Raw genomic sequence first — 19,608 nt, forward strand, 5'->3', positions numbered from 1 at the left:
TGTGAAACGCGGGCGGGAAACCGGGGGAAATCTCGCCCACGTTTCCCACTCGGTGCAGCTGCAGGGGCCCTGGCCTGCACAATGAGGGCGTGCATGAGACGTTTTGCGGACGGCCCGTCCGTACCGATCGTGCCCTCATCATGGCGATCGTCAACCGCACGCCGGACTCCTTCTACGACCGGGGTGCCACCTTCACCGACGAGGCCGCCCAGCTTGCGGTGCACAAAGCGGTGGCCGACGGCGCCGATGTGGTGGACATCGGTGGCGTCAAGGCCGGCCCGGGCGAGACCGTCGACGCCGAGGCCGAGATCGCGCGGGTGGTGCCCTTCATCGAATGGGTGCGCGGTGCCCATCCTGACCTGCTGATCAGCATCGACACCTGGCGCACCGAGGTCGCGGAGAAGGCCTGCGCGGCAGGCGCCGACCTCATCAACGACACCTGGGCCGGCACCGACCCGGAGCTACCCGCAGTGGCTGCCGCCCATGGCGCCGGACTGGTTTGCTCACATACCGGTGGCGCGGTGCCGCGCACCCGGCCCTATCGGGTGAACTACGGGACCGAGGTGGACGGTGTCGTCCAAGCCGTCATCGCCGAGGTGACTGCGGCCGCCGAACGCGCGGTGGCTCTCGGGGTATCGAAGGACTCGATTCTGATCGATCCGACGCATGACTTCGGCAAAAACACCTTCCACGGGCTCGCTTTGTTGCGCCACGTAAACGATCTCGTTAATACCGGGTGGCCGGTGCTGATGGCATTGAGCAACAAGGATTTCATCGGGGAGACTCTTGGTGTGGGACTGACGGAACGACTCGAAGGCACTCTCGCCGCTACCGCCCTGGCGGCGGCGGCCGGTGCCCGCATGTTCCGGGTGCACGAAGTCGGGCCCACACGCCGCACGCTGGAAATGGTGGGCTCCATCGTCGGAACCCGCCCACCGGCGCGAACAGTGAGGGGGTTGGCATGACCCATCAACTAGACGGAGTAGTTGGTATCGATCCGAGCTGGCTGGAAACGCACAGTTGGAACCGGCCCGATTGGACAGTCGAGCAGCTCATCGCCGCGAAGAAGGGCCGCACCGTTTCGGTGGTCTTGCCCGCGCTCAATGAGCAGGAGACGGTCGCCGCGGTCGTCGACACCATCAGCCCGCTGCTGGGCGGTCTGGTGGACGAGTTGATCGTGCTCGACTCGGGCTCCACTGATGACACCGCGATCAGGGCCGTGGCCGCGGGTGCGCGCGTGGTCAGCCGTGAACAGGCGCTGCCTGAGGTGCCGCCCAACCCGGGCAAGGGTGAAGTGCTGTGGCGGTCGGTGGCCGCGACCACCGGCGACGTGATCGCCTTCGTCGACTCCGATCTGATCGACCCCGATCCGATGTTCGTGCCGCACCTGCTCGGCCCGCTGTTGTTGGGTCAGGGTGTGCATCTGGTCAAGGGCTTCTATCGGCGTCCGCTCAAGGTCAGCGGGTCCGAGGATGCCAACGGTGGTGGGCGGGTGACCGAACTGGTGGCCCGACCCATGCTTGCCGCTCTCCGGCCCGAACTGAGCTGTGTGGTGCAGCCGCTGGGCGGTGAGTACGCCGGCACCCGGGAGCTGCTGTCCTCGGTGCCCTTCGCACCCGGATACGGCGTCGAGATCGGCCTACTGATCGACACGTACGACCGACTCGGACTCAATGCCATCGCCCAGGTGAACCTGGGTGTGCGCAGCCATCGCAACCGGCCGCTGGTCGAACTCGGTGTGATGAGCCGTCAGGTGATGGCCAGCATGCTGTCGCGGTGCGGGATTCCCGACTCAGGGGTGGGCATCACCCAGTTCTTCGCCGACGGTGACGGGTTCACCCCGCGCAGCTCCACGGTGTCGCTGGAGGACCGCCCGCCGATGAACACCCTGCGCTGAGCCTTCAGGTCTTCGGGATCTCGCGCTCACCGTCGGTGGGCGACCAGACGGTGACGATCATGTGGTCGTCGTCGAGTCGCACGGCCGAGGCTCCCTCGATGTCTGCGACGTAGAACGGCGAGAACCGGCGGCCGCGCAGGTCGAATCCGATTGTGGCGTAGAGATACTCGGCGAACGAGGCGTGCAGGTCGAGATCCTGCTCGTCGTGCACGGTGCCCCAGACCTTGGCGTCACCCTGGCTGATGCGGGTATCGGTGGTGGCCGTGTGCAGCTCGAAGCGAGGGTCGCGGGCAAGATCAGCGAGCTTGGCGGTGGCGGGTATGCCGCCGACGATCAGCCTGCCCTCGAAGATGCGCGGTTCCATCGGGCTGATCCGTGGGGCGCCACTGCGGCGCAGCGTCGAGAGAAAACACAGATTGCGCGTCGCGTGGTGGCGGCGCGCGAACACGTCGGCGATGGATGGCGCCTGCTGGGTGAACTCTTGCCAGGAGGTCATGGCCCCACGGTAGGTCGCGATGTCATACCTCGCTGGCAAGATCAGTGTTGTGACGTTCGCACTGACGTATCTGCTGGTTCTCGTCGCGGTGGCCGCCGTGCTGTTCGTGCTGGGCTCGATACTGTTCGGCCGCGGGGAGGAGTTGCCGGCGCTCCCCAAGGGCACCACCGCGACAGTCCTGCCCGCCGATGATGTGGCCGGTGCCGATATAGACGCCGTCAAGTTCTCATTGGTCTTCCGCGGGTACAAGGCCAGTGAGGTTGATTGGGTGCTGGACCGGCTTGCCCGCCAGATCGACGAGCTGCGCGCCGAGCTCGACGAGGTGCAGGGCGCCCGGGCCGGCATCGAAGCCAATGCCGAATAAGGAGCCCTCCCGCTGCTCCTGGGCCGCCGACCCGCCCGGGTCGACGCTGTACGCCGACTATCACGACAACGAGTGGGGACGCCCGTTGTACGGGCGCGACGCATTGTTCGAGCGGCTGTGCTTGGAGGCCTTCCAGAGCGGGCTGGCGTGGATCACCATCTTGCGCAAACGTGAGGGGTTCCGTCGTGCGTTCGACGGCTTCACACCGGAGAAGGTTGCCCGGTACGGCGACAAGGATGTGGCGCGGCTGATGGCCGATGCCGACATCGTGCGGAACCGCGCCAAGATCGAGTCGGCCATATCCAATGCCCGCGTCGTCCTCGATTTGGACACCGATCTTTCGGACCTGTTGTGGTCGTTTGCACCGAAACGCCGCGCCCGGCCGCAGCGTCTTTCCGACGTGCCCGCGGTCACCGATGAGAGCATTGCGATGGCCAAAGAACTCAAACGCCGGGGGTTCCGTTTTGTAGGTCCTACCACGGCATATGCCCTGATGCAGGCCACCGGGATGGTCGACGATCATGTGCGTTCCTGCTGGGTTCCGCGAGCCGAAACCGCCCCCTCCGGAAGGTCCAGTTGAGGGTCTGCTGTCCCCAGATGTCCGCGATAGGGAAGAATGGTTCAGTGAAACGGCAGCTCAGATAGGGAACAATGGTCGGAGATGCCGAACACCCTTGGCTGGAATTTGGAGGGAGCACACGATGGCGGCCATGAAGCCCCGAACCGGCGACGGTCCTCTCGAGGCTACGAAAGAGGGGCGCGGGATCGTTATGCGCGTGCCACTGGAAGGTGGCGGTCGCCTGGTGGTCGAGCTGACCCCCGATGAGGCTGCCGCACTCGGCGACGAACTCAAGAACGTCACCAGCTAGGCCCTGCCTCGGGCGTCAGCCGCAGACTTTTTGATAGATCTGCAGCGTCATCTCCGCGATATGCGCCCACGAGAACTCTTCGATACATCGCGCCCTACCGGCATTCCCATATTCGGTGGCGCGAGCCGGGTCCGCGACCAATGCGTTGACCGCGTCGGCGAGCCCTGCCTCGAACGCCGCGGCTTCGCTGCTCTCGTACGCCACCAGAGTTCCGGTGACACCGTCGGCAACCACCTCGGGTATGCCACCGACACGCGATGCCACGACCGCTGTGCCACACGCCATCGCCTCGAGATTGACGATGCCCAGTGGCTCGTAGATCGACGGGCATACAAACACCGTTGCCGCGGAAAGTATTTCCCGCAGCTTGGGGATGGGAAGGAATTCGCGTATCCAGTGCACTCCGGGCCGTGCCGCGGCTAGCTCGGTGACAGCACCGGTGATCTGCTCGGCGATCTCGGGAGTGTCCGGCTCACCGGCACACAAGATCAGCTGCACGTCGGGGGAGAAATGGTGTGCCGAGGACACCAGGTGCGCGAGACCTTTTTGCCGGGTGATGCGTCCGACGAACACGGCAATCGGGCGGCCCAGGTCCACGCCGAGCTCGGCAAGAACCGACCCCGGTTGGGTGATCGCCTCGGCTGGGTCAACCGGATACCAGGTGGTTGTGTCGATTCCGTTGCGCACCACATGGATCCGGTTCGGGTCCAAACCGGGGTAGGTCGCCATGATGTCTTCGCGCATCCCGCTGCTGACCGCGATGACGGCGTCAGCGGCGTGTATCGCGGTGTGTTCCACCCACGAGGACACCCGATACCCGCCGCCGAGCTGTTCGGCCTTCCACGGGCGACGTGGCTCCAGGGAATGCGCAGTCAAAACGTGTGGGATGCCATGCAGCAGCTTGGCCAGATGTCCGGCCAGGCCCGTGTACCAGGTGTGTGAATGCGCCACCGACGCACCAGCCGCCGCTGCGGCCATCACCAGATCGGCCGACAACGTCGTCAAGGCGGGGTTGGCGCCGTCCAGCGCGGGGTCTGGCCGGTGCACGAAGGCGCCGTCGCGGGGTGCGCCCATGCAGTGCACCTCGACATCGCACAGTGTGCGCAGCTGAGCCACCAGCTCGGTGACGTGGACACCGGCACCGCCGTAGACCTCGGGTGGGTACTCCCGCGTCATCATTGCCACCCGCGTCGGGGATGAGCCGCGCGCGTGAAGACCCTCCGTCATAGCCACGACCGTAGTAGGTGGCCCCGACGACCGCAGGCCCGCCGGGGGTGTACCGCTGGCCGCTTCTGCCGAGTGCCGATAGGTTGATTGCTATGAGGGCATCGCCACACGTTCTGGGGATCGTGCTTGCCGGCGGTGAGGGCAAGCGTCTCTACCCACTGACCGCCGACCGCGCGAAACCGGCGGTGCCCTTCGGCGGTGCCTATCGCCTCATCGATTTCGTGCTGAGCAACCTGGTCAACGCGCGGTTCTTGCGTATTTGTGTTCTGACCCAATACAAATCGCACTCACTGGACCGGCACATCTCGCAGAACTGGCGGCTCTCGGGCTTGGCGGGGGAGTACATCACCCCTGTCCCTGCTCAGCAGCGCCTCGGTCCGCGCTGGTACACCGGGAGCGCCGATGCCATCCACCAGTCGCTCAATCTGATCTTCGACGAGGATCCCGAGTACATCGTGGTGTTCGGCGCCGACCATGTGTACCGGATGGATCCCGAGCAGATGCTCGACTTCCACATCGACAGCGGTGCCGGAGTGACCGTGGCGGGTATCCGGGTGCCCCGCAGCGAGGCCAGCGCCTTCGGTTGTATCGACGCCGACGACACCGGCCGTATCCGTGAGTTCATCGAGAAGCCCGCGGATCCTCCGGGCACACCGGATGATCCCGACGCGGCCTTCGTGTCGATGGGGAACTACATCTTCACCACCAAGGAATTGATCGACGTCATTCGCGCCGACGCCGACGACGACCATTCCGACCACGACATGGGCGGCGACATAATTCCCCGGCTGGTGGCCGACGGGCGGGCCGCTGTCTATGACTTCAACACCAACCTGGTGCCCGGCGCCACCGAGCGCGATCACGCGTACTGGCGCGACGTCGGAACCCTCGACGCGTTCTATGACGCGCACATGGATTTGGTTTCGGTGCACCCGGTGTTCAATCTGTACAACCGGCGCTGGCCCATCCGTGGCGAGTCCGAGAACCTGGCGCCTGCCAAGTTCGTCAACGGCGGCTCCGCGCAGGAATCGGTGGTGGGTGCCGGCAGCATCATTTCGGCGGGTTCCGTGCGTAACTCGGTGCTGTCCTCGAATGTCGTCGTCGACGACGGTGCCGTGGTGGAGGGCAGCGTGCTGATGCCCGGTGTGCGAGTGGGCCGTGGGGCGGTCGTGCGGCACGCGATTCTGGACAAGAACGTGGTTGTCGGTGTCGGAGAACAGGTTGGTGTTGATATCGAGCGCGATCGCGAGCGTTTCAACGTCAGCGCGGGCGGCGTGGTCGCCGTCGGCAAGGGTGTGTGGATCTAGCCTCTCACCACACCAGTGGCACAAGACGGCTGCGGACCTTCTCGGTGTATTCGTCGTAGCCGGGCAGGTCGTGGCGCAGCATCTTCTCCTCGTCGATGATCCGCACCACCAGTGAGCCGAATGCGGGAATCGCCGCGAGCAGGCCCCAGAACGAACCCAGCGCCAACGGTATGCCCACCATCATCACCAGTGATCCCGTGTACATCGGGTGGCGCACCAGCCCGTACAGACCAGTTGAGGTGACGGTCTGCCCGGACTCGACGGTGATACTCGCTCCCGCATAGTGGTTCTGGGCCACGACCAGTGTGGCGGCACCCAATCCGACGATGACCAGTGCCTCTCCGACGATGACCAGCCAGGTCGGTACATGAGACCAGCCGAACCTGTGATCGAAGGCGCTGACCACGACCAAGGCCAGGAAGGAACTCAACAGCACCGTGACCGCGAGCTTCTGTATCAAGCGTGTCTCCGCGATGGGGCCGCCGCGCATACGACGCCGCAGCACCTCGGGATTCGTCCTGGCCAAGTAGACCGAGGAAATCGTGGAACTGATCGCGAAGATCGCCAGAAACACCCAGGCCTGCCAGTAGTCGAACGTTCCCGCGGGCCAGAACAGTGCCGCGCCGAAGACAGCGAGGGCGATGATTCCCGAGATAAGAGCTTGTACACCAGTTTTCATGATCTTCCTTTCTCAGAGGGCGTCACGACGGCGGTAGATCTCGCCCGCGGCTGCGATAAGCCCGGTGCCGATGACAATGAGGACCAACATGGTCAACCACGGATACTCGACCGGCGCGCTGACCCGCATCACCGGTGAGAACTTCACAATCCAGGACGGCAGCTGCAGGATGCCTGCGTACAGCATGCCCACGGAAAATGCCACCACGAGCCAGCCGATCCAGCTGTGCCGCAGTGCAACTGATAGGGCAGCGATACCGGCGATCACCAGCAGGGCGGGGATCTGTGCCAATGCGGCGAGCGTGAGACGCCACACCAAATCCGGATTGTGCAACGTGCTCGCCGCGCCCAGTCCACTGCCCAGACCGGCGATCAACATGAGAATCGCACTGCCCACCAGTGTCACCGCGACCGTGGACAGTAGCCAGTTCCAGCGCGATACGGCGCGCGCCAGTACGGCTTCGGCGATGCCGCTCTGTTCATCCTTGGCGAGCCTCATAATCGCCGACACCACGTACGCGGTGACCGCGATGGCGAGCACCTGGTTGAAGGTGGCGAAGATGCTGTCCAGGCCGTGGGCCTGGAATGCCCGGGTCAACAGCGGGTTGGTGTCAATCGAATCCCGCAGGCTCTTGGCCATCGACCCGAAGGCCATACCGCTCAGGAAGATTCCGACTCCCCATCCGGTGAGCAGCCCGCGTTGCAGTTGCAGGTTGAGTCCGAAGACGGACCTGATCTCGGGGGCATTGGCGTCCTCGCCACGCGAGGGCAGCACCCCCGCGTCGTATTGGCGGTGTCCTTCGAGCGCGTGCGCGGCGAGCATCAGGGCCACGGTGGTGCCCACCAGCAGGAGGAGGGGCCACCAACGCAGATCGACGAATGGCCGCATCTGCTGGGCCCACGCCAGGGGCGAGAACCAACTCAGTGTGCTGCCCCTGTTGTCGATGATGTCGCCGAGTCCGCGGATCACGACGGCTGCTGCCAGGGATGCCATGGCGACACCGGTGGCGGCTCGGGAGGTGCGCCACAACTGGGAGGTGACCGCCGCGATACCGGCGAAAACCATGGAGGCTCCGGTGATTCCGAGACTGATTCCGAGACTGTCGGCGACATCGAATCCCGCGGCGGACAAAGCAATCGTCATGGCCAGGGCCAGAACGGCGTTCATCAGGCCTACCACGATGAGCGCCGCGTAGGTGCGTGCCTGGTGGCCGACGACCGCCGACATGACCAGCTCGGCACCGCCGGATTCCTCTTCGGCGCGGGTATGCCGGATGACCGTCAGGATGGACATGATGGCGGCGGCGGCGATCATGACGGTCATTAGTTCGTTGGCGACCATGACACCGATATCGGTTTCGTTGATGCCGAAATTTGGCCCGCCCATGATGATTCCGGCGGGGGTCTTCATCATCGTGACCCGGGCCATCCGGTCGGCGGACGTCGGATACATCGACGCGAACGCCAGCGGGGTATAGGTCATCAGCAGCGTCAGCCAGCCGACCCACATGCAGATCCGGAGCCTGTCGCGGCGTAGTGCCAACAGGATCAGGGTGCCTGTTCCGGTCAACGGATGTTTCGGGGTACCGTCCGAAATCGGCTGACGCATGGGGAGCGTCGCGAAGTCGCTTCTCATCGCGGTACGCCCTGATACTCGCGCATGAAGAGCTCTTCAAGTGATGCCGGCGCCACGGTGAGGTCGACGATCCCGAGGCTTGCCAGCTGTTCCATGATGCGGTCCAGGTCGCTGCGATCCACCGTGAAGGAGGCCCGGTTGCCGCCGATCGTGAGGTCGCGCAACTGTGGAACCGATTTGAGACCAGAGGGATTCGCCAGTGTGCGTACCGTCACCGAGGTCCGCATGACATGGCGCAGCTCGGCCAGGGAGCCGGACAACACCGCGCGTCCGGCGCGGACAATGGTCACCCGGTGGCACAGCTTCTCCACCTCGGCCAGGATGTGGCTCGACAGCAACACCGCGCATCCGCGCGCGGCCACTTCGGCCACACACTCCTGGAAGACCGTCTCCATCAGCGGATCCAGGCCGGATGTCGGCTCGTCGAGTATGAACAGTTCGGCGTCGGAGCAGAACGCCGCGATGAGCGCCACCTTCTGACGGTTGCCCTTGGAATAGGTGCGTGCCTTCTTAGTGGGGTCGAGTTCGAAACGCTCGATGAGTTCGTTGCGCCTCGGTAGTGAAATATGTTCGGTGCCACGCATTCTGGTGAGGAAGTCAATCGCCTGCCCGCCGGTGAGGTTGGGCCACAGCGTGACGTCCCCGGGAACGTAGGCGATGAGCCGATGCAGATCCACGGCGTTGACCCACGGGTCGCCGCCGAGGAGCTGCACGGTGCCGGAGTCGGCGCGCAGCAGGCCCAGAAGTACTCGAATGGTGGTGGACTTTCCCGCGCCGTTGGGGCCGAGGAAGCCCGCCACCTCGCCGTGGGCGACCGACAGATCGAGCCCGTCGAGTGCCTTGGTCTTACCGAATGACTTGGAGAGGCCGCGTATTTCGACCGCGAGGTTGGAATACATCACTTCGAGTCTCCTCCGTTGCGAGAGTTTTCCTGTTGTGCCGCAAACGCATCGAGCATGGTGGAGTCGGTCATGAGGCCTTCGGTGTAGACCTCGATGGCGGGGAAGATCAGCTCATCGGAGTAGCGGCGCAAGATCGTGCCCAGGTCGTCGTCGGGGTACATCTGTACGTAGATCGATAGCGCGCCTACGCCGTTCAAGGAGAGCCACAGCGCCCGGCCCTTGGGATCACGGCTCGGCTTGATCGTGCCCGCGCGGACTCCGTCGTCCAGATATGCCTCGGCGTTCTCGATGGAGTGCTGAAGAAACGCGCGGCCGGGCTCGCCGCCCGATTGCACACTGAGCAGCAGGTACCTGACCATCGGCGCGAACGTCTCGATCTCGTCGATGGCGTCGAGCCAGACCTTGGGGTCGTTGGAGGTCAGCGTGCGCGATTTCTCCGAGCGGATGTACTCCAGCAGGTATTCATCCACCGCCTGGCGGAGCCCGTCCTTGGATCCGTAGTGATGGATAACCAGTGCGGGGCTCACTCCCGCGGCTTCGGCGATCGCTCGCACGCTGGTGTTCAGTCCCTGTTCGCCCCACAACTTGATGGCGGCATCCCGGATGCGGGCGGCTGCGGTGAGATCATCGACTGAACGCATGTTTAGTACGTTAAACACACGTTCAGTCTGGCGTCAAGGATTTAGCCCGCGTCAGATGAAGGTTTTGACGAGAACGGTGCGAAGGCGCCGCCGAAACGACGGTTTACGCGTCAGTCGCGGGTGGCAGCGAGCAGGCCGTCTCCCAGTGGGATCAGCACTGCGGTGAACCGGCCATCATCGGCGATGATGCGCGCGGCTTCGCGAACTCCGACCACATCGGGATCGTTGGCCGCGGGGTCGCCCGCGCGTCCGCCGGCGGACACCCCGTGGATCACTACGGCTCCGCCCGGGCGCAGCAACCGAATGCCACCGGCCAGGAACTCAGGTTGATCGGCCGGCGCGGCATCGATGACGAGCAGGTCATACGACTCGTCGGCCAGTCGTGGCAAGACCTCCTGGGCGCGCCCACCGATCAGCCGGGTGCGCGACGGGGCGATGGCCGCCTCCGAAAAGGCCTGTTTGGCACTGCGCTGGTGCTCGGGCTCCAGATCAATGGTGGTCAGCACGCCGTCCTCGCGCATTCCGGAGAGCAGCCACAGGCCGCTGACCCCCGCGCCCGTCCCGACCTCGACGACGGCCTTGCCGCCGGAAAGGCGTGCGAAGACACTGAGAAGAGCGCCGACAGCGGGCGTTACCGGGCCCGCGCCCAGGTCAACGGCACGTTCCCGGGCGGCGGCGACGATGTCGTCTTCGGAGATGGCGCCCTCGGCGTGGCTGACCATCGCCTCGACGCGGGATCGATCTGCGCTGCTGGTCACGATTCGATCCTGTCGAGTGGGAGGGCATCTGTCCCGCGACACGCCGCACTCATCAAGGATGTGACGGGTTTCTTGTCCCGGATCCCCCGGCGAGATCGGATCGAGACCGCATTCTCAGGAAGAGTTAAGTTAGCTCATAAGTGGCCCACACCTCGGTGATAGAAGGTCATTCACATGTCGCGATCCATCCTGAACGAGAGCCCGAGTGCCCCGCGCCTATCTGGGAATAACACCCCTGGCATCCGGGTTGAGCAGGCTGACAGCTTCCCCATTGGGGGTGAAGCCGCCACAAGCGAACAGGAGGAACACGCGATTTCGCTTACGCGTATCAGCGAGTCGGCCGAATACACCGACTTCGTCGAGGCCATCGATCCCGCCGAACTATCCGGGACCGCAGTGTTCGATGCCACCGGAGACCAGGCAGCCATGCCGTCTTGGGATGAGCTGGTTCGTGAGCACGCCGACCGCGTGTACCGCCTGGCCTACCGCCTGTCGGGTAACCAGCAAGACGCTGAGGACCTGACTCAGGAGACCTTCATTCGGGTGTTCCGCTCGCTGCAGAACTACCAGCCCGGCACCTTCGAGGGGTGGTTGCACCGCATCACCACCAACCTGTTCCTCGACATGGTCCGCCGCCGTGGCCGCATTCGCATGGAGGCGCTGCCCGAGGATTACGACCGCGTCCCGGCGACCGACCCAGATCCCGAGCAGATCTACCACGACGCGCAGCTGGGCGCCGATTTGCAGGCCGCGCTGGACTCGTTGGCGCCGGAGTTCCGTGCCGCCGTGGTTCTGTGTGACATCGAAGGTCTGTCTTACGAGGAAATCGGCGCCACCCTGGATGTGAAACTCGGCACCGTCCGCAGCCGCATCCACCGCGGTCGCCAGGCCATCCGTGAGTATCTGGCTGCGCACTCCTCGACGTCCGCGCTCGCGGCCGCCGAGTAGCGCGCAACACCATTGGTGCAGGTTGGTACGCAATGAGTACATTCGCGCGCTATCTTCGAGTTAGGTCGGCACGAGTCCGCCGGCCCTACCGGACCGAAGGGAGCGTCGCCGTGGTGGATAGCGGCTCGTTCCGGCGAGCGTTCTCGAGCTTCTCGTCCTTCTCCCGACTGCCGTCCCCATTCGCCTCGCAGAGCGAGGCGCCGGTGGGTGCTCCGCGCCAGTTCGGATCGACCGAGCATCTGTCCACTGAGGCGATAGCCGCGTTCGTGGATGGCGAGCTCCGGATGAGCGCGCACCTGCGAGCGGCGCACCACTTGTCGATGTGCGCCGAATGCGCGCTGGAGATCGACGCACAGCGCCAAGCGCGCAGCGCACTGCGTGATTCCGGGGGCATCCGGGTGCCGGTTTCGTTGCTCGGGTTGCTCAGCCAGATTCCGCACATCCCGCATGAGGCCGCACCGCCTTCAGCGTCTTCACATGAGGGCGACTTGCCACCCGCGTTAGCCAGTGATGAGGTGCGTCGTCGTCGTAAGCGCCGGTAGGGTGGGCCGGTGACCGCACATCAGGACACCGCCCCCCGGTTGGCGCCGCGCCCGGTTGACCGGCCGCCCGTCGATCCGGCTTCGCAGCGGGCTTTCGGCCGTCCTTCGGGGGTATCCGGTTCGTTCCAGGGGGCGGACAAGTACCGAGACCAGGGGGAGTACACACCGCGGGTGGGTCCGCCCGACCCCGTGCTGGCCCAGGCCTTCGGACGGCCCGATAACGCCACGACTTCCTTGCAACGTCATCCCGCCGATGCCGGCAAGCTCAACGCCGTCGACGACGGTCCGGATGCCGCTGAGGATCCGTGGCGCGACCCGACCGCGCAGGTGCAGTTGGGCAGGCCCGCGGTCACCAAGGCGCCCGTCACGCTCGACGGCACGCCCGCCCCGAAGCTCGGCGTCCGCGAGGTCCTTTTCGGCGGGCGGGTTTCCATCCCGGCGCTGGCCGTCCTTGCGGCAATCGCGCTGCTGATCGGCCTGGTCGGCGGCATTGTGGGCCGCAAGACGGCCGAGGTGGTGCAGGCTTTCACCACCTCGAAGGTCACCTTGACCACCGACGACAGCACCCAGCCCGATGAGTCACGTTTCACGGCGGTCGCCAACGCCGTCAAAAGCGCGGTGGTGACCATCGAGGCCAGCTCTGACGACGAGGTAGCGCAGGGTTCGGGGGTCGTCATCGATCCCAAGGGCTATGTCATCACCAACAATCACGTGATCTCCGATGCCGCGAAGAACCCCGGCAAGTTCAAGATCGAAGTCATCTTCAACGACAGCAAGAAGGTGCCCGCCAACCTTGTGGGTCGTGACCCCAAGACGGACATCGCCGTGCTGAAGGTGGACAACGTCGACAACCTGACCGTGGCGCGTCTGGGCGACTCGGACAAGGTCGCCGTCGGTGCCGAGGTCATTGCCTTCGGTTCACCGCTGGGCCTGCGCAGCACGGTGACCAGCGGCATCATCAGCGCACTGCACCGTCCGGTGCCGCTCTCGGGTGAGGGCAGCGATACCGACACGGTGATCGACGCTCTTCAGACCGATGCCGCTATCAACCACGGAAACTCCGGTGGCCCGCTCATCGACATGAAGTCCCAGGTGATCGGGATCAACACGGCCGGAAAGTCGTTGAGCGACAGCTCAAGTGGCCTCGGGTTCGCCATCCCGATCAACGAGGCCGCCGAGGTCGCGCAGTCGCTGATCCGTGACGGCAAGATCGTGCACGCGACGCTGGGTATCAGCAGCCGCACGGTGAGCAACGCGACCGCTACCGGCGCCGAGGTGGCCAACGTCAAGGCCGGCAGCCCCGCCGAAAAGGGCGGCATGCTGGAGAACGATGTCGTCGTCAAGGTGGGTGACCGGACGGTGGCCGACGCCGATGAGTTCGTGGTCGCGGTGCGGCAGCTGAAGATTGGACAGGAAGCCACCATCACGGTGCTGCGTCAGGGCCGTCCCGTCGAGCTCAAAGTTACTCCCGGCCCCGACGGTTCCTGATGTTCGGCAGTGTCGGCTGGGGGGAGCTGTTGGTCCTGCTGGTCGTGGGACTCGTGGTGCTCGGTCCCGAGCGGTTGCCGGGGGCGATCCAGTGGACCACTGAGTCGCTGCGCAAGGTCCGTGACTACGCCAGTGGCGCGACGGCCTCACTGCGTGAGGAGCTTGGGCCGGAGTTCGATGACGTGCGCAAGCCGCTCGCCGAGCTGCAGAAGCTGCGCGGTATGACCCCACGCGCCGTCATTACCAAACACCTTCTGGACGGCGATGATTCGGTGCTCGATTCGTTGACCAAGCCGCTTGAAGACGTGAAGAAGGCGGTCTCGGAGCCGGCCCCCACGCCCGTCGCCAACCCTGATCTCACCAAGCCTGGGGATCCGGGCCCGACCCGCTACGACGCCGACGCGACCTAGTTGCGCCGTGCGGTGTCGATGTTCAGCGACATGCCCGCCAGTCCCCGGCTACGTGTCGAGAGCTTGTCTGCGACCGCCCGAAGTGCCTGGCCCGCAGCCGAATCCGGCTGACTGAGCACGATGGGCAGCCCGTCGTCGCCGCCCTCACGTACCGCTGGGTCTAGTGGAATCTGGCCGAGCAGTGGCACTTTCGTTCCCACCACCCTGGTCAGGCTTTCGGCGACGGTGTCGCCGCCGCCGGATCCGAACACCTCCATGCGGGTGCCGTCGGGCAGCACCAGCCAGGACATGTTCTCCACGACGCCGACGATGCGCTGACGTGTCTGGGTCGCGATCGCTCCTGCGCGCTCGGCCACCTCGGCGGCGGCCTGCTGCGGGGTGGTGACCACCAGAATCTCGGCACCGGGAATGAGCTGCGCCACCGAGATCGCCACGTCGCCGGTGCCCGGCGGCAGATCCAGCAGCAGCACGTCCAGGTCTCCCCAGAACACGTCGGCCAGGAACTGCTGCAGGGCGCGATGCAGCATCGGCCCGCGCCACACCACCGGGGTGTTGCCCTGGGTGAACTGGGCGATGGAGATGACCTTCACGTCGTGGGCGACCGGGGGCAGGATCATCCGTTCCACCTGAGTGGGGCGATCCGAGGTGCCCATCATGCGCGGTACCGAATGGCCATAGATATCGGCGTCGAGCAGCCCGACCGACAGCCCCTTGGCTGCCATTGCCGCCGCGAGGTTGACGGTCACACTGGACTTTCCGACACCGCCCTTTCCCGACGCCACCGCGTACACCCGGGTAAGCGATCCGGGCTGAGCGAAGGGGATGATGGGCTCGGCGCTATCGCCACGCAACTGTTTGCGCAATTCGGTGCGCTGCTCGTCGTTCATCACATCCAGCAGCACGCGCACGGTACCTACGCCGTCGACGTCGGCGGCGGCCTGGGTTACTCGTTCGGCGATCTCCGCCTTCTTCGGGCATCCGGAGGTGGTGAGGTAGATCCCGATCTCGACGTTGTGGGCGTCGTCGAAGGTGATGTCCTTGACCATCCCCAATTCAGTGATGGGGCGGCGAAGTTCGGGATCGATAACCCCGGCGAGTGCACTGCGCACGGCCGTGGTGAGCTCGGATGTCACTACCCGAGTCTAGGGCGTGCGGTTTACGGCTTTGGCGCTGCCGGTCCCGGCGCTGGTCCGGGGGCCGGCCCGAGCTCCACTGGCGGCGGGGGCGGAGCGAACGGGTTGAACGGCTGCGGGGCCGGTGCAAACGGGTTGAAGGGTTCAGCCGGCGGCGGTGCGAACGGGTTGAAAGGCTCGGCCGGCGGTGGTGGTGGTGCACAGAAGAACACGCACGGTGCCTGGGGCGCCTCGGGCGCCGGCGTGCCGGCGGCGGGTGGGCCCACGACACCGACCCGGTCCGGTGTCAGCGGGGTGAGGATCGGCAGCTGGGCCAGCGGGTCATTGGGGGACAGTCCAGCGACGTCGGTCGCCGAGCCCGGCCCAAGCCCACGTGACTCGCCACCGCCCAGGTGAGCCTTGCGCTCGGGTGCGACATCGGCGGCGGTCAGCGGTGGCAGGTTGAGCGGGATGACCCCGGTGGCGTAACCAGCGGCCCAGGCGAGCACGTTCTGTGCGTAGGCCATCGAATTGTTGTACCGCAGGATGGACGACATCACCTGCGAGCGATCCCGCAAATTCAATCCGCCGCTGCATAAATAGCGGGCGGCGGCCAGGCTCGCGTCGAAGACGTTCTGTGGATCGGCCTTTCCGTCGCCGTCACCGTCGGAAGCGTAGTGGTTCCATGTGCTCGGCAGGAACTGCATGGGGCCCATGGCCCGGACGTACACCTGTGCACCTTGGGTGCGGCTCTGCTCATGGTCGACGATGACTTCGTTGCCCGGAAGACTGCCATCCAGGCTCGGGCCATAGATGGGACGCACCACACGGCCTTTGATATCGGTGGCGCCGTTGTTGGCATGCCCTGATTCGATGCGGCCGATGCCCGCCAGCAGGTTCCAGCTGACGCCGCAACCGGGCGCGGCCTTGGCCATCATCCGTTCGGCGTTTTGGTAGGCGTCCAATGCGATCTTCGGGATACCAAGTCCCCCGGGGGCCATCACGATTCCCGGTGGCGGCGGCGCGATCGCGGCGCTCGGCGCGACACGGTACTGCGTCGGCGGGCGCATCACGGTCACCAGATTCAGCGGGCCCATTTCCGCCTGCTCGGCGACGGCAGAGGCCAGCGGGACCGGAACGGGTACGACGGCCTGCCCGCTGACTTGCGCACCACTGGCCGCCACGGCAGAGCCAACGACCACCAGGGCGCTCAGTCCGCCCACTCGGAGCCAGGGCACTGGGGCGCCTGCGACGCGGAGCACCGCATCACGGGCATGCTTGACCGACGACGCAACCCAACCCGGAAGCTCCACTGCGCCCCTATCTCTCGGGCCCTTGCTTATTCGCTGTGGTCCCAATCTGTCGGCACCCATTCTGACGTATGCAGTCGTGACGGATGTGACCGATGTGAACCGGAGCAACCATACCGGCGAGATGTCGGTCCGGTTGCAAAATGGGCAAACCCCAGCGAATTTCGGATCCTCGACGAATCTCCCCTGGCCATGGCGAGTTCGGCGGGCACCCGAAGCAAAAATGGGCGAGTGGCTATCTCGGGCCGCATAGACCGCGGTTTATCTGACTTACAGTCAGTGTCTGGACGTAAAAGTAATCAATTGATAGCGTTGCAGTATGACCGCTTCGCCAGATGTCGCCGTCCGCTGGGAGCTTGGCTCCGATCGTCCCCGCGAGGATTACGGATTCTTCGGACCGGACTCACCGACGTGGAAGGTGTGGACCAGCCCCACCGCACTTATCGGGTTTCAGCGCTCGGTGGTGCTCGAGCACTTCGAGCCCCATCTGGCTGCCGCCGTGGCCGATTCGGCGGGCATTTATCGGGATCCGCGAGGGCGGATGGATGGAACCCTCGCCTACTTCCTCATCGTCGCGACCGCCGATTCGCGAACCGCGGTTGAGGCCTCCGAGCACCTGCAGAAGGTTCACGCTCGCTCCAAAGGCACCGACCCGGTGACCGGCAAGCGATACAGCGCCAATGATCCGGCCTCGCAGCTCTGGATCCACGTCACCGGCTGGCATTCGGTGCTCAAGTGCTACGAGATGTTCGGTCCCGGGCCGCTGAGCCAGGCCGAGGAGGACCGCTACTGGTCGGAGTGCGTGATCGCCGCCGAGCTGCAGACCGTCAATCCGGCCGACGTTCCCCGGTCCCGTGACGAGGTGCGTCAGTACTTCGCCCAGATGCGTCCCGCGCTGTGTACCTCTGAGCGGGCACAGCACGCGATGCACTACCTGCTGCGCACCCCGCGGTCGGGCAGCAATCTGCGGTTCTGGGCAGTCAGTCGGATGATGGCCCCGGCGACCATCGCGACCCTGCCACGGTGGATGCGGGAGCTGGGGCAATTTGATCAGCCGGGAATCGTTGACGCCGCGTACCGGCCGTTGGTATCGGCAGCCATGTCGATCGCCAGCGTTCCCGCGGTGGAAGACTCCATCGCGCGATTCGCCAAGCTGCCGATGACGGCAACGACCCTGCGGGACTTCCACGCGGGCAAGACACCCGCGCGTGCGGTCACCGTCACTCCCGCCGAAGCCAAGGAGCGGTACGGGAGGCGCGCCACCGCATAATGCGGCGCTTTACGCTGGCTAGTTGTGACAGCTCCCACCTACCGTCCGCGCCGCACCACCCTGGCTGTTCCGGGCAGCAGCCAGAAGATGATCGACAAGGCGAAAACCCTTCCCGCGGACGAGATCTTCCTCGACCTTGAGGACGCCGTGGCGGCACCGGCCAAAGTGGAGGCACGTCAGCGCATTGTCGATGCCCTCAATGCGCCGGGATGGTCCGGCCAGCTGCGATCGGTGCGTGTCAATGACTGGACCACCGAGTGGACCTATGCGGATGTGGTGGAGGTTGTCACGCGAGCCGGCGGCAACATCGACAACATTCTGCTGCCCAAGGTGGTGGACGCATCGCATGTGACGGCGCTGGATCTGCTGCTGACCCAGGTTGAGCGTTCACGGGGTCTTGAGGTGGGTGCGATCGGGATCCAGGCGCAAATCGAGAATGCCGAAGGCCTCACCAACATCGATGCGATCGCATCGGCGAGCCCGCGGGTGCAGTCGTTGGTCTTCGGCCCCGCGGACTTCATGGCCAGTCTCGGCATGCGCACTCTGGTTGTCGGGGAGCAGCCTCCGGGCTATGACGGCGAGGCCTATCACCATGTGCTGATGACCATCCTGGTTGCCGCGCGCACCCATGGCATCGACGCCATTGACGGCCCCTATCTCAAGGTGCGCGACGTCGATGCCTTCCGGGTTGCGGCCGGTCGTTCGGCCGCGCTGGGCTTTGACGGGAAGTGGGTGCTGCACCCCGCGCAGGTCGAGGCCGGCAACGAGATCTTCAGCCCGCGCCAGGAGGACTACGACAGGGCCGAACTCATCCTGGACGCCTACGAGTGGCACACCTCGGTGGCAGGCGGCGCACGTGGCGCTGTGATGCTCGAGGACGAGATGATCGACGAGGCCAGCCGCAAGATGGCCCTGGTGATCGCCGGCAAAGGACGCGCCGCGGGTATGGCGCGGCAGGCGCCCCCGTTCGAGCCCCCGGCGGGCTAGTACGAACTGGAACTGCCGCCAGAAGCGACGCCGATGATCATGATCAGCACCCAGAACACGATCACCGCAGCACCGATGATGATCCCGGCGATGGCGACGCCCTTGCCGTCCTGCGGCGAGGTCTTGAGCTGGTTGAGCGCGATGAAGCCCATGATGACTCCGGCAATCGATCCGATGCCGCAGAAGACGCCGACGATCGACGCGATCAACGAACCGATGGCCAGCGGGTTGGTGCCGCCACCGGTCTGCCCGTAGGCACCGTATCCGTACGGGTCGGCGTATCCGGGTGCCGGATACCCGGGATAACCACCGGCAGTGGGATAGCCCGGCGGCGGGTATGGGCCCGGCTGTCCCGACTGATACGGCGGATACGTCTGGCCATATTGCGGATAGGCCGGCGGTGCCGTCGGATACGGCGGGACACCCGTGGGATAGGCGGGAGGAGTGGTCGGATAGGCGGGGTAGGACGGGGGAGGTCCGGGCGTCTCCCACGCCGGGGGAATGCTCGGAGGCACCTGGCTGGCCGATGAAGCGGCATCGGCCGGCGGCGCGGACTGTTCCAGGGACGGATACTCGTATCCGGACGAGGCGTCGGGGCCGGTGCCGGAGGGTTCGTTGCCCGGGGTAGTCATGGCGCAAACCTAGCGTATCGAGGGCGTTTCTGGCCGCGCTGCGGGCGGAAAGTCGCAGGTCGCGGTCAAAGGGGCACCATCTGGTGCGGTCGGGCGTTAAATGGGTGCTAGCTAGCGCGCTACCGTGCATCACC

At 65.4% G+C, this 19,608-nt stretch carries 22 protein-coding genes; 12 read left to right on the top strand and 10 right to left on the bottom strand.

From position 1 onward, the window contains the following. Positions 1–89: 89 nt before the first annotated feature. Together folP and HBA99_RS06805 are read left to right on the top strand one after the other, a co-directional pair. Entirely contained in the window at positions 90–965 is an 876-nt protein-coding gene (gene folP / locus HBA99_RS06800) for a dihydropteroate synthase (RefSeq protein ID WP_109418616.1), read from the top strand. Next, positions 962–1,897, top strand: a complete 936-nt coding sequence (locus tag HBA99_RS06805; protein ID WP_070922612.1) for a glucosyl-3-phosphoglycerate synthase — start codon at positions 962–964, stop codon at positions 1,895–1,897. Before folP ends, HBA99_RS06805 begins: the two co-directional genes overlap by 4 nt. A 4-nt stretch (positions 1,898–1,901) precedes the next feature. On the opposite strand, the gene HBA99_RS06810 is transcribed toward HBA99_RS06805, so the two are convergent. Beyond that, positions 1,902–2,393 (bottom strand): pyridoxamine 5'-phosphate oxidase family protein, encoded by a 492-nt coding sequence (locus HBA99_RS06810; RefSeq protein WP_070922611.1) that lies wholly within the window; start codon positions 2,391–2,393, stop codon positions 1,902–1,904. Between the two features lie 49 nt (positions 2,394–2,442). On the opposite strand from HBA99_RS06810, the gene HBA99_RS06815 reads away from it, so the two are divergent. The 3 genes from HBA99_RS06815 to HBA99_RS06825 all read left to right on the top strand — a co-directional run bounded on the left by HBA99_RS06815 (position 2,443) and on the right by HBA99_RS06825 (position 3,626). Then, a complete protein-coding gene (locus tag HBA99_RS06815; RefSeq protein WP_109365349.1) occupies positions 2,443–2,757 on the top strand; it encodes a DivIVA domain-containing protein in 315 nt (104 codons plus the stop codon). Beyond that, the gene (locus HBA99_RS06820) at positions 2,747–3,337 is read left to right on the top strand and encodes a DNA-3-methyladenine glycosylase I (protein ID WP_046252908.1); all 591 of its coding nucleotides are present in this window, start codon (positions 2,747–2,749) and stop codon (positions 3,335–3,337) included. Before HBA99_RS06815 ends, HBA99_RS06820 begins: the two co-directional genes overlap by 11 nt. A 121-nt stretch (positions 3,338–3,458) precedes the next feature. Beyond that, on the top strand, positions 3,459–3,626 hold the full coding sequence (locus HBA99_RS06825; RefSeq protein ID WP_005059648.1) for a DUF3117 domain-containing protein: 168 nt from the start codon (positions 3,459–3,461) through the stop codon (positions 3,624–3,626). A 15-nt stretch (positions 3,627–3,641) separates the two neighbouring features. On the opposite strand, the gene glgA is transcribed toward HBA99_RS06825, so the two are convergent. Then, the gene (glgA, locus tag HBA99_RS06830) at positions 3,642–4,853 is read right to left on the bottom strand and encodes a glycogen synthase (protein WP_109492710.1); all 1,212 of its coding nucleotides are present in this window, start codon (positions 4,851–4,853) and stop codon (positions 3,642–3,644) included. 92 nt (positions 4,854–4,945) lie between these two features. Here glgA and glgC point away from each other — a divergent pair, with 92 nt between their 5' ends. Then, the gene (glgC, locus tag HBA99_RS06835) at positions 4,946–6,160 is read left to right on the top strand and encodes a glucose-1-phosphate adenylyltransferase (RefSeq protein ID WP_030094798.1); all 1,215 of its coding nucleotides are present in this window, start codon (positions 4,946–4,948) and stop codon (positions 6,158–6,160) included. Positions 6,161–6,164: 4 nt separating this feature from the next. On the opposite strand, the gene HBA99_RS06840 is transcribed toward glgC, so the two are convergent. The 5 genes from HBA99_RS06840 to HBA99_RS06860 all read right to left on the bottom strand — a co-directional run bounded on the left by HBA99_RS06840 (position 6,165) and on the right by HBA99_RS06860 (position 10,739). Beyond that, positions 6,165–6,839 carry a methyltransferase family protein gene (locus tag HBA99_RS06840; RefSeq protein WP_030094799.1) on the bottom strand — a complete coding sequence of 225 codons (675 nt, stop codon included), beginning with the start codon at positions 6,837–6,839 and terminating at the stop codon, positions 6,165–6,167. A gap of 12 nt (positions 6,840–6,851) precedes the next feature. Continuing rightward, positions 6,852–8,474: an ABC transporter permease gene (locus HBA99_RS06845; RefSeq protein WP_078321538.1), complete on the bottom strand. Its 1,623-nt coding sequence runs from the start codon at positions 8,472–8,474 to the stop codon at positions 6,852–6,854. After that, entirely contained in the window at positions 8,471–9,376 is a 906-nt protein-coding gene (locus HBA99_RS06850) for an ABC transporter ATP-binding protein (RefSeq protein ID WP_070922609.1), read from the bottom strand. Before HBA99_RS06850 ends, HBA99_RS06845 begins: the two co-directional genes overlap by 4 nt. Beyond that, a complete protein-coding gene (locus tag HBA99_RS06855) occupies positions 9,373–10,017 on the bottom strand; it encodes a TetR/AcrR family transcriptional regulator (RefSeq protein ID WP_057968214.1) in 645 nt (214 codons plus the stop codon). Before HBA99_RS06855 ends, HBA99_RS06850 begins: the two co-directional genes overlap by 4 nt. 110 nt (positions 10,018–10,127) lie before the next feature. After that, complete coding sequence (locus HBA99_RS06860; protein ID WP_044104568.1) at positions 10,128–10,739, bottom strand: O-methyltransferase; 612 nt, start codon at positions 10,737–10,739, stop codon at positions 10,128–10,130. Positions 10,740–10,949: 210 nt separating this feature from the next. Here HBA99_RS06860 and sigE point away from each other — a divergent pair, with 210 nt between their 5' ends. The 4 genes from sigE (at position 10,950) to tatB (ending at position 14,163) form a co-directional block, all read left to right on the top strand. Then, positions 10,950–11,723 (top strand): RNA polymerase sigma factor SigE, encoded by a 774-nt coding sequence (gene sigE / locus HBA99_RS06865; protein ID WP_070950029.1) that lies wholly within the window; start codon positions 10,950–10,952, stop codon positions 11,721–11,723. Between the two features lie 110 nt (positions 11,724–11,833). Beyond that, positions 11,834–12,265: an anti-sigma E factor RseA gene (gene rseA, locus HBA99_RS06870; RefSeq protein ID WP_101312697.1), complete on the top strand. Its 432-nt coding sequence runs from the start codon at positions 11,834–11,836 to the stop codon at positions 12,263–12,265. 9 nt (positions 12,266–12,274) lie between these two features. After that, entirely contained in the window at positions 12,275–13,753 is a 1,479-nt protein-coding gene (gene htrA / locus HBA99_RS06875) for a serine protease HtrA (protein ID WP_070951350.1), read from the top strand. Next, positions 13,753–14,163 carry a Sec-independent protein translocase protein TatB gene (gene tatB, locus HBA99_RS06880; protein ID WP_070931049.1) on the top strand — a complete coding sequence of 137 codons (411 nt, stop codon included), beginning with the start codon at positions 13,753–13,755 and terminating at the stop codon, positions 14,161–14,163. The genes htrA and tatB overlap by 1 nt, the downstream gene beginning before the upstream one ends. Here the strand turns inward: tatB and HBA99_RS06885 are convergent. Continuing rightward, positions 14,160–15,296 (bottom strand): Mrp/NBP35 family ATP-binding protein, encoded by a 1,137-nt coding sequence (locus tag HBA99_RS06885; protein ID WP_070931050.1) that lies wholly within the window; start codon positions 15,294–15,296, stop codon positions 14,160–14,162. The two genes, tatB and HBA99_RS06885, sit on opposite strands and share 4 nt — an antisense overlap. A gap of 23 nt (positions 15,297–15,319) precedes the next feature. Then, entirely contained in the window at positions 15,320–16,588 is a 1,269-nt protein-coding gene (locus tag HBA99_RS06890) for a lytic transglycosylase domain-containing protein (protein WP_070951349.1), read from the bottom strand. Between the two features lie 316 nt (positions 16,589–16,904). Between HBA99_RS06890 and HBA99_RS06895 the strand changes: the two genes are divergently transcribed. Beyond that, positions 16,905–17,855 carry an oxygenase MpaB family protein gene (locus HBA99_RS06895; RefSeq protein ID WP_046252916.1) on the top strand — a complete coding sequence of 317 codons (951 nt, stop codon included), beginning with the start codon at positions 16,905–16,907 and terminating at the stop codon, positions 17,853–17,855. Between the two features lie 24 nt (positions 17,856–17,879). Beyond that, positions 17,880–18,842, top strand: coding sequence for an HpcH/HpaI aldolase/citrate lyase family protein (locus tag HBA99_RS06900; RefSeq protein WP_070951348.1), 963 nt, complete (start codon positions 17,880–17,882; stop codon positions 18,840–18,842). On the opposite strand, the gene HBA99_RS06905 is transcribed toward HBA99_RS06900, so the two are convergent. Next, a complete protein-coding gene (locus HBA99_RS06905; protein ID WP_046252918.1) occupies positions 18,839–19,474 on the bottom strand; it encodes a DUF4190 domain-containing protein in 636 nt (211 codons plus the stop codon). The genes HBA99_RS06900 and HBA99_RS06905 overlap by 4 nt on opposite strands. Positions 19,475–19,608 lie beyond the last annotated feature (134 nt).

Origin of the sequence: Mycobacteroides chelonae (assembly GCF_016767715.1) — a bacterium.
Taxonomy (GTDB): domain Bacteria; phylum Actinomycetota; class Actinomycetes; order Mycobacteriales; family Mycobacteriaceae; genus Mycobacterium; species Mycobacterium gwanakae.